This window comes from Brevibacterium sp. FME37 (genome assembly GCF_014897485.1).
Lineage (GTDB): Bacteria > Actinomycetota > Actinomycetes > Actinomycetales > Brevibacteriaceae > Brevibacterium.
Window position 1 is genome coordinate 123,115 of record NZ_JABUYE010000012.1, and the last position, 8,597, is coordinate 131,711.

8 protein-coding genes, 1 tRNA gene and 1 pseudogene are annotated in these 8,597 nt (G+C 57.9%); 4 read left to right on the forward strand and 6 right to left on the reverse strand.

What is annotated here, in order from left to right:
- Nucleotides 1-90 precede the first annotated feature (90 nt).
- Complete coding sequence (locus INT29_RS14305) at nt 91-1,002, reverse strand: GNAT family N-acetyltransferase (protein WP_193072030.1); 912 nt, start codon at nt 1,000-1,002, stop codon at nt 91-93.
- A gap of 126 nt (nt 1,003-1,128) precedes the next feature.
- Here INT29_RS14305 and INT29_RS14310 point away from each other — a divergent pair.
- Nucleotides 1,129-1,201: transfer RNA gene (locus tag INT29_RS14310), tRNA-Thr, on the forward strand.
- Nucleotides 1,202-1,940: 739 nt separating this feature from the next.
- Nucleotides 1,941-2,219, forward strand: a complete 279-nt coding sequence (locus tag INT29_RS14315) for a hypothetical protein (protein WP_193072031.1) — start codon at nt 1,941-1,943, stop codon at nt 2,217-2,219.
- Between the two features lie 194 nt (nt 2,220-2,413).
- On the opposite strand, the gene INT29_RS14320 is transcribed toward INT29_RS14315, so the two are convergent.
- The 3 genes from INT29_RS14320 to INT29_RS14330 form a co-directional block, all read right to left on the reverse strand.
- Nucleotides 2,414-3,163: an ATP-binding protein gene (locus INT29_RS14320; RefSeq protein WP_101570679.1), complete on the reverse strand. Its 750-nt coding sequence runs from the start codon at nt 3,161-3,163 to the stop codon at nt 2,414-2,416.
- Nucleotides 3,160-4,743, reverse strand: a complete 1,584-nt coding sequence (istA, locus tag INT29_RS14325) for an IS21 family transposase (RefSeq protein WP_193072032.1) — start codon at nt 4,741-4,743, stop codon at nt 3,160-3,162. The genes INT29_RS14320 and istA overlap by 4 nt, the downstream gene beginning before the upstream one ends.
- A 384-nt stretch (nt 4,744-5,127) precedes the next feature.
- Nucleotides 5,128-5,727, reverse strand: coding sequence for an HIRAN domain-containing protein (locus INT29_RS14330; protein ID WP_101570675.1), 600 nt, complete (start codon nt 5,725-5,727; stop codon nt 5,128-5,130).
- A gap of 62 nt (nt 5,728-5,789) precedes the next feature.
- On the opposite strand from INT29_RS14330, the gene INT29_RS14335 reads away from it, so the two are divergent.
- A complete protein-coding gene (locus INT29_RS14335; RefSeq protein ID WP_101570673.1) occupies nt 5,790-6,092 on the forward strand; it encodes a hypothetical protein in 303 nt (100 codons plus the stop codon).
- A 330-nt stretch (nt 6,093-6,422) separates the two neighbouring features.
- Here INT29_RS14335 and INT29_RS20210 read toward each other — a convergent pair.
- Nucleotides 6,423-6,650 (reverse strand): annotated as a pseudogene (locus INT29_RS20210) (IS1380 family transposase); the annotation flags it as partial.
- Nucleotides 6,651-7,385: 735 nt separating this feature from the next.
- Between INT29_RS20210 and INT29_RS14345 the strand changes: the two are divergent.
- On the forward strand, nt 7,386-7,907 hold the full coding sequence (locus INT29_RS14345) for a phospholipase A2 (protein WP_145998245.1): 522 nt from the start codon (nt 7,386-7,388) through the stop codon (nt 7,905-7,907).
- 421 nt (nt 7,908-8,328) lie between these two features.
- Here the strand turns inward: INT29_RS14345 and INT29_RS14350 are convergent.
- Nucleotides 8,329-8,597: integrase core domain-containing protein (locus tag INT29_RS14350; protein WP_193072033.1), on the reverse strand; the 269-nt coding region annotated here is incomplete at its 5' end.

An 8,597-nucleotide genomic window follows, 5' to 3' on the forward strand; every position in this document is an offset into this window, starting at 1 on the left:
GACCACGTGCGTCACCCTTTTCTCTCTTCGAATGTCTGTCTCCACCAGGTTAACGGGTGCGGTGTCCCTGAAACGTCAGCGCACGGTGCTTCACCTGTTTCGTCGAAGATCCCTCACCTCGGTGCGGGGAGCGAAGCCAGCGGATGAGTACGCGGCGACAGCGGCCACATTCGAACTCTCCGTGCCCACCGCTGCTGACGAAGATCCCAACTGTTGCAGGGCTCTTGCCGCAGCGATCGCCATGGCCTTCCCGTAGCCGTGACCCTGGTGGTCACGGTGCACAGCCAACGGCTCGAGCAGCCCCGGCCGGTTCGGACCTGCGGGCCACACCGTCGTCACTGCAACCGGCTGGTCTGAGTCGTCATACCCCAGCAGACTCTGTGCACACGAGGAGAAAGGGCCAGACATCATCGTGTGCCACCGTTGGACGAAGCGCTGTTTGTCGTCCACGGTGTAGGGCATACCGCGGAATGCTGACCAATGAACGGCAGTCCATGCCTCAGCGCTATCCGGCCCGGCAACCTCCACCCGGAGGTCGGGTTCCTCAACTGGCAGATTCAGGTCACGATTCAGAGGCGTCCACGGCTCGTCTGCCTCCCATCCGCGTTCTGCCAACCGAGCAACGAGGCAGGTTGCTCCTCGAGCCTCGACGATTGCCGATCCTTTCCCGAAGACGGCGTTGTCTAGGGGAGGGACAGCGCTGTCTGACGGGTCGATGTCGGATTCGATCTGTTGTGCCAAAGAGTCGTCATGGCTGAAGTCCGGGTCCACGGCCAGGCGCAGAAGGTCTTCCCCGTCCAGCAGTCCGATTGCCAGGACCTTGTCGTCGCACCGCCAGATCCGCATTGCTTGAGCTGTAGCTTCGGAGTCTCTCAGCGAATACCAGCCGAGGTCGCCTGTGTGAAGATGGAGCGGTCCGTCGTCGGTCTGCCAGCTGTCGAGCACGGCGCCGATGCTGGGAAGTTCTGCGGCCGTTGGAACGGCCATCTGTGCGGTGCTCATGTGACTCCTGAAGTGCGAAATGAATGCGCGGAGAAGCCCAGCATATGTGAGTTGCGTTACGTACTGAGGTCTCAGTCATTCTCCTTTTGACCAGGAGTCCTGGTTTTGGCTAAAGTTAGGTCGGTTGCCGCCTTAGCTCAGTCGGTAGAGCGATTCACTCGTAATGAATAGGTCGGGAGTTCGATTCTCCCAGGCGGCTCAGCACACCCCCTCCCGCCAGGCTTGACGGTCTGGGGGAGGGGATTTTACTTGCCTGAAGCCGGTCAGGAATGCGGTTACGAGGCGCTTTGAGACCATTCGTCGAGCATGCCACGACGGACTCAGTGCCGAAATTGTGGTGCAGCGCGTATAGTTTCGTGGTCGTGCCGACCTCCGAATGTCCCAGTTGGGCCGACGCCAGCGCTAGTCCGGCTGGCGTGAAAAAGGTCGTACCGATGGTGTTTCTGATCGTCCTCGGCGTCATCCAGCCGAACTTTGCACGCCGAACTCAAACTGGGCCCAAATCAAACTTCGCCTACTCCAGCTACTAACTCCGGCTCCCATCTCCATGCTCTGCGCAAAAATGCGCACACTGCCTACCCCGAAGACTTCGAGACCTTCTGGACCATCTACCCCAAGAACATCGACAAACGCCGAGAACATGAAACATGGGAGACCGCGAGCAAGCGAGCAGACCCAGAGCCCATCGGCTCTTGAGCCGAGGACTACCGCGACGAGCCCAACCGGGAAGACACGTACACAAAGAACACGGCAATATGGGTCAACGCCGACGTGTGGATCAACGACTCACCATCAGATCGGGCACGACCAACGGGGCGGGTAGAGCCCCGCACATTCGACCAATTGCGGCACGAGACCAGAACCTCGCACTCCGGTCACGAATCAAAGCTGAAGAAAAGGGGAGACGACCCAGGGCAAAGACAGCTCGGAGCTTAACCATGGACCTACTGCGATTCATTGCCGACCACGACGGCCGCACACTCAACGAAGACGACCTCGACGCATGGGTGTACCCAGTCGACGAGATCCCCATAATCCTCGCCGACGACTGGAGAGTAGCGATCTCCAAGCACTATGCCGGCGAAGGTGCCGCCCATGCCCGGCCCGGCGACATCCTCGCCGAAACAAAAAGGATCCGCGACCGACGCACAGGTACATGCCGACCCCAGCTTGAGTCGAATCCGCAGCGCGTGCCCTGCCCGCCGGAACTCCGTTAGGAGAACAGGAAAGCATCATGATTGCGCTCATCATCACCGTAGCCGTCGTGCCTGCCGCTGTCCGGGCCGCAATTGAGTATTCGATGGTGTGAGCGCCACTGACTATTGCGGTTGAGCGCCACCCGATATTGCCTTTCAGCGCCACCGGGTCGTGGCGGTGAGCGCCAGCCGGACACCGACACTCACCGACAGGGTCAGCCCGTGATCGAACCGACGTGCTCGCGCATGTTCATCTCCCCAGTCGTGATCCAGATCGTGTTGTGAACGATACGATCCATGATCGCATCCGCGTGGACACCGGACCCGAGCAGTTGATGCCAGTCCTTCTTCGCATACTGGGTGCAGAACACCGTCGATGTCGTATCGTAACGACGTTCAAGGAGCTCGAGCAGCATCGAACGGACATCGTCATCGGGTTCGTCGAGCAACCATTCATCGATGACTAATAGCGTGAACGCCGAGTATTTGCGCAACCATTTTTCCCGACCGCCCGGCTTATCCTGCGCAGTGGCCCACGATTCTTCAAGATCGGGCATGCGAATGTAGTAGGCACGGTAGCGATGCTGACAGGCCTGCTTCGCCAGCGCCGACCCCAGATACGACTTGCCAGACCCGGTGAACCCCTGGAACACGACATTTTGCTGCCGGGTGATGAACGAGGCGGTTCCGAGTTGGGCGATGACGTCACGGTCGAGGCCGCGCTGGTCGATCAACGCGATCCGACGCAGATCCGCATCGGGATATCGCAGTCCAGCCCGGCGGATGAGCCCCTCGACTTTCGCATGGGTGAAGGTGGCATGAGCGTCATCGACAGCGAGCTGGATGCGCTCTTCGAATGGCATCCCCAGGGTGAGAGCGTCGTCTTGGGCATCGAATGCGCTCAGCAGGCTTGCTGACCCCATTTCACGCAGTTTCCGTTTCGTTTCGTCATCGAGACGAGTCATCGTTGTCCTCCTGCGTAGTAGTCTGCTCCACGAACGAAACCGACCGTGGACGTTGGTCCAGCAGCGGGCAGCCCGGACGGTTCAGGACTTCGTCTGCGCTTGCTGGCCGGCATGTCTTGCCCACTGTCGAGAATCGGCCGCAAATGCGCATACCGTGGTGATCGAATCCGACCCGATAACGCGATGCCAGCGGCTGCTTCGACTCGCTTAGGAGAGAATCGGCGAGACAGGCGCAGCACTGCCAGTGCCGCGTTCAGTCCCTGTTCCTCAACGGGCACGGACTCGAAGATCCGGTTGATCACCGTCGTCGTGTCTTGTCCGATACGAGCTGCCCATTCCCGCACGCGAGGCCCGTCCCATTGTTGATACCTCTCACCATGGGACAGGTCGCCATCGTGGGTGTGATGGGTGTTGATGACTCCTGCCGGCGGAAGCAGGTGACTCGAAAGCCGCGTGTGCCCGTCGAAGATCTCGACTGTCGTTTCCGTGATCCGTAAGTCGACGCTGGAGCCGACATGCGCATAGGGCACGGAGTAGAAGTTCTTCTCGAACACCACGTGTCCGTCTTTGCGGACTTTCCTCCCATAGATCCAGCGGCTGATCTCATAAGCAACCGCCGGCAGCGGTCGCAGCAGTGGCCGTTCCTCGGCGTCGAAGATCGATGCTCGTGATCCGGGGCGTTTCTGAAACGGCTGGGCGTTATAGGCCCGCATTCGTTCATAGATCGCCTCACGTAGCTGAGGCAGTGTTCGAAAGGTCTGTCCGCGCAGTGCCGCGATGACCTGGGTGGCGATATTGCCGACCGTGTTTTCAACACTGGCCTTGTCTTTGGGTTTCCTGACTCGGCCCGGCAGGACGGCTGCCGAATAGTGTGCAGCCAGCTCACGATAGGCATCATTGAGGATGATCTCTCCTTCCCGAGGATGGGAGATCACGCCGGTCTTGAGATTGTCGGGCACGATTCGGGGCACGCTGCCGCCGAACCAGTCGAACATCGCTATATGCGCCCGCAGCCAGGTGGCCTGTTTCATATCCAGGGCCGGTTCAACAAACGCGTAGCGCGAGAACGGCAGGCAAACGACGAAGAGAAAGACTTTCGTCTGTGTGCCCGCGAGCGGGTCGGCAAGCGTCATCGTTTTGCCCGACCAGTCGACTTCGACGCTTTGGCCGGCCTTGTGTCCGACTCGAGAGGCCAGGCCGGAAACGAGGACATGGCGTTGGTAGTTTTTACAGTACCGGTCATAGCCCATCGCCGGCGAGTCTGTGGTGGCGCAGGCGTCACGGTACTCGCTATGCAATAGTTTCAAGGTCACCCCGACGCGAGCGAGTTCGCGGTGGACTTCACTCCAATCAGGTTGGGCGTAGACACTCTCATGCTGGCCACGGCCAGGAAACAGTCGAGCGTAGACATCGGCATCCGGCATCCCGGCTACCTCGTCGTAGGACAGCCCCACGGCGTCAGCGGCGGCGATGACGGCGTCGACGGAATGTCTCGACATGCCCTGAGCGGCGATCTGGCGGCGAGAGAGTCCTTCAGATCGGAGGCGAAGCACCAACTTCGCTTTGATTTTGCGTACCATTCGTTTTGCTCCTTCTACCGCGTGAGTGGCCACGCAGTAGAAGGAGCCTAGAAACAGGTGGCGCTGAAGTCGAATATTCGGGGGCGCTCACGACGCCGGTCGACACCCAAGACAGGTGGCGCTCAAAGACGAGCGCAGTGGCGCCCAAGAAGCCGAATATTCACGCAATCCTCCTTGAATAACATTATGGGTGTCATGGGCGACCCGAAAGCGCCTAGAACGGGCGCACAGCGCTTCAACCTCACCAAACGCTTGGGCTGAAACGGAACCTCACCAACCACGTGTCAGGACTGAGAAAAGTCCCGTAGGTGAGGACAAGCTACAACCATGAAAGAGATATATAGTCGAGGGCGAAACGCGATCGCAGCGGAGCATCGACGGTTGCTACAGATCCAGCTCCTCAGCGACGTCGACCGGCAGGATCGCGATTGTAATTCCTTCTCTGCCCATGACCACCCCGACGAACTCTTCGCCGGCATCGAGGGGCTTCGCGAGACGCCGGGCGAATCCTTTGTTGACGTAGCCGTAGATGTGTTTCGAGCCGGGATGAGCAACAGCTATTGCGTTGGGATCGGACTTGTTCCCGGGCTCCCTGCGAAGGTGAATGCGATCGCCAACCTTCAATCGTGCGGCTGGATAGTTCTTCCACCCTCGAACGTTCAGGTACAAGATGCCCAATCTTGCCAGCGCCAGGTTGCCGGGGGAGGGCTGCTTACCGGACTCTTCACTCACGAATCGGAACTCACCGTCGCGGCGCTCAACTCGGAAGGCGAGCGTTTTAGCGGAGTCACGAACCAGTTCGGAATCAGCTTCTTCTTTCGAAAGCCACGTGTCGCTGGTAGCCGAAGCGCTGCTTTTGGTCAGATCGGAGGTATCCAGTGCAGCGGCGTCGACAGGCTGTTGAAGACTCGATGTCTTGAGGAATTTCGCCACCAACCAGCATATGAGGGCAATGCCGAAAAGGATGCCGACTATTTCCCACATGAGGTGACCTCCGTGTCTACCGTTTTCCGAACTATAGCCGAAGTCGTCGTAGAGGAGAAGCTATGAGCTGGGTCGGGAAGGCCGAAGATCACGCCAGCGCTCACCACACCTATGAGCACCTTGGGTACGGCGAGAACATGCGGATCCACAAGGTGTTCGTCGAGGGTGCGAAGTGGCAGCGCGATCAACTCCGGACCGACGAGGCAGTCGAGCGGATGGCGCAGGGGATACTCGCCACCTTCGCGGAAGTCATAGAAGCACAGGACAGGCGACTCCCGCCCACTACGGACGTGCAGCGCCGCCATGCCGAGAAGTACGCCCGTGCCGCAATCAAAGCACTTGTCGGAGAGGAGTCACGACCATGAATGAATACTTGAACGTCCTCGACTACATCACTCGCCGCTACGGGCCCGGCCCGAACCGCCACTGGTGGGGCATCGCACACCGACGTTGGCTACTCGACAGCGGACGATACGTGCGATCAGGGGAGCAACGCAGCGCACGCGCAGGGACGCCGGCAGGACTGCGTGTCGTCGGGGAGGCAGGTGCGGAACTGGTGAGACTTCGCCGCTTCGATCAATGAAGCGTGTGACGACATGGGAACCCGTTGTCGAGTTGTTATTCATCTGGTCGCTCCACCCCTGCGGCATGGTGGAAGACTCAGACTCAACGTCGAGACCAACGGAGATGAACAGCTTCATACCGCCGGTGCGGTTGCGGTTCATATCATCGATGCTGTCGGCCCCGGCGAGCATCCCGGCTACCAGGGACATGACTTTCCCACCCGGATTGGCTCCCTTGTCAGTGGGGATATGCACGCGGTCGGCCACAGCCCTTGGCAGGCCTGTGTCTTGGGCGAGTTTCACCAACGGGATCAGCCCAGTGTCGGCGATGAGGCGTTCATCGTCGAAGGTGTGGGACAGGCCGGTGGGAGTGTGATTGAATAGCACCAGCGAGGTGCTCCTTCCTCGTGGGTATTTAGGACTTAAGACATCACTATTTTCCCACGTCAGAAGGGGCATTTCCATTTTATCTGGTTGCCAATACCGCCCCAATTATCGGCGGATCAGGGCTAAAGGGTCGAAATGTTCTTTCCACCGCTCCTCATAGGTGAAAAGACGTTCAGCTAGCCTCGAGGACATCAGGCGCCTGGTCGCCCTTACACCGCAATCTCATGCATTCGCGTCCCACAAGCGTCCTTTGCGTCACCAGTGCGGATGGAACTGATTCCGCCTCGATTCGCTCACTGAACAGTCGTACCTTCTGCGGTCTGGGGTGAAGTCTGAGTCTCGACCGTTGTGTTGTGGCTTTCCGGTCTAGCGTTCCCCACAGATAGCAGAGTTCGTCGCCCTCCGCCATATGTCGATAGTGCAACAGATTCGGGTCAGTCTCCTGAACAAGTGGCTAGTGTCGGGCATTGCTTCAAGCGCAGGGTGAGAAGGTTGCTGATCGTGGGCATATTGCTGAAGTCTTGATTGAGAAGTGGGACAAGGCGGGAAGGCTATGTTCTTGAAATACGATCTAATTCATGACCACTGTCTCCTTGTGAAGCGGGTGAGTTTTATTGAAATCTACCTCATAAGTATGAAGACAGCTTGTCAAGAGTATGTAAGACTGGAGCTGAAGCACACCCTATGACCTGGAAGGACGTATCCCGCATGAGAACAGCAATGAGAGCATCAACCTTCGTGGTCTCAGGACTGTGCGCGTTGTCGATGATGGTCGGTATGGGCGCTATACCGTCATCAGCGGCTGAAGCTCGCGGTCCAAATCAAGCGTCAATTGAGGATCTGCATTTGGCACTGGAGGATCTCAAAAAGGTAGATCCTGATTCAGTCGAAGGTGACATTTCCGAGGAGGCCCTCACGGACGAGTACAGCAGAGGTGGCCTGGTCGCATATGGCAAGCCGAACGGATGCTCAACTCCTAAATCACTTGATAAGGCTGCCAAGAAGTGGAACAAAGTTTTCAAGAGCGTCTGTAATAGCCACGATAAATGCTATTCAAAAAATTCGAGTAAAGATCGTAAAACATGCGACAAGGACTTCAGGTCCTCGATGTACAATGTGTGCGGTTTTCGGAAAGACATGAAGACCTGCAAGAAGGTTGCGAATGTATATTACGCAGGAGTTCGCGCGGGTGGCTGGAGAACCTATGAAGGAAAGGGTAAAAACAATTGATTCCCTACACTAAGTCTGCGAAAGTCATTTTTGTAACACTGCTCTGTGTTACGGGAGCACTCGTCCTCTATAGTCTGGGAGTGTCAATCTGGTCACTTGTCGGAGAAGAGGGATGGGTAGCTAAGTCAGCGTGGGCCGTATTCAGCTGGATTGTCACATTCCCATTCCTGTTGGCACTGGCGATTTGTTCCATCGCTCTTTCGGCTACCAAGAGATCTAGAAAAGCAAAATATCTTGCGCGAAGGTCACCTGGAAATGTCTAAGTGATCAATTGCGCAGGAGTCCCCGCCAAGTATCAGCGTTGGCGGGGACTTTTTGTGTTCAGAATGATGATTTTGTCGAAGAGATTGTTTGCATGTAGAAACGCTGGAAACGGTGCGCTCAGGGGGGACTGATGCAAGGAGAGGTGTCAGTGTGAGTGTCATGCTGCCAAGGCAGCTCGCTCTATGATTGCTTCGTACTCAATCGGTGTCAAACGACCCAACCGGGCTTGTCGTCGGCGGCGGTGATACGTCCGCTCGATCCACGTCACGATCGCGATCCTCAACTGGTCTCTGGTCGCCCATCGGCGGCGGTCGAGCACGTTCTTCTGCAACAGCGCGAAGAAGCTCTCCATCGCTGCGTTATCGCCCGCCGCGCCGACTCGTCCCATCGACCCGATGATGCCGTGACGGGCCAGAGCCCGAGTGA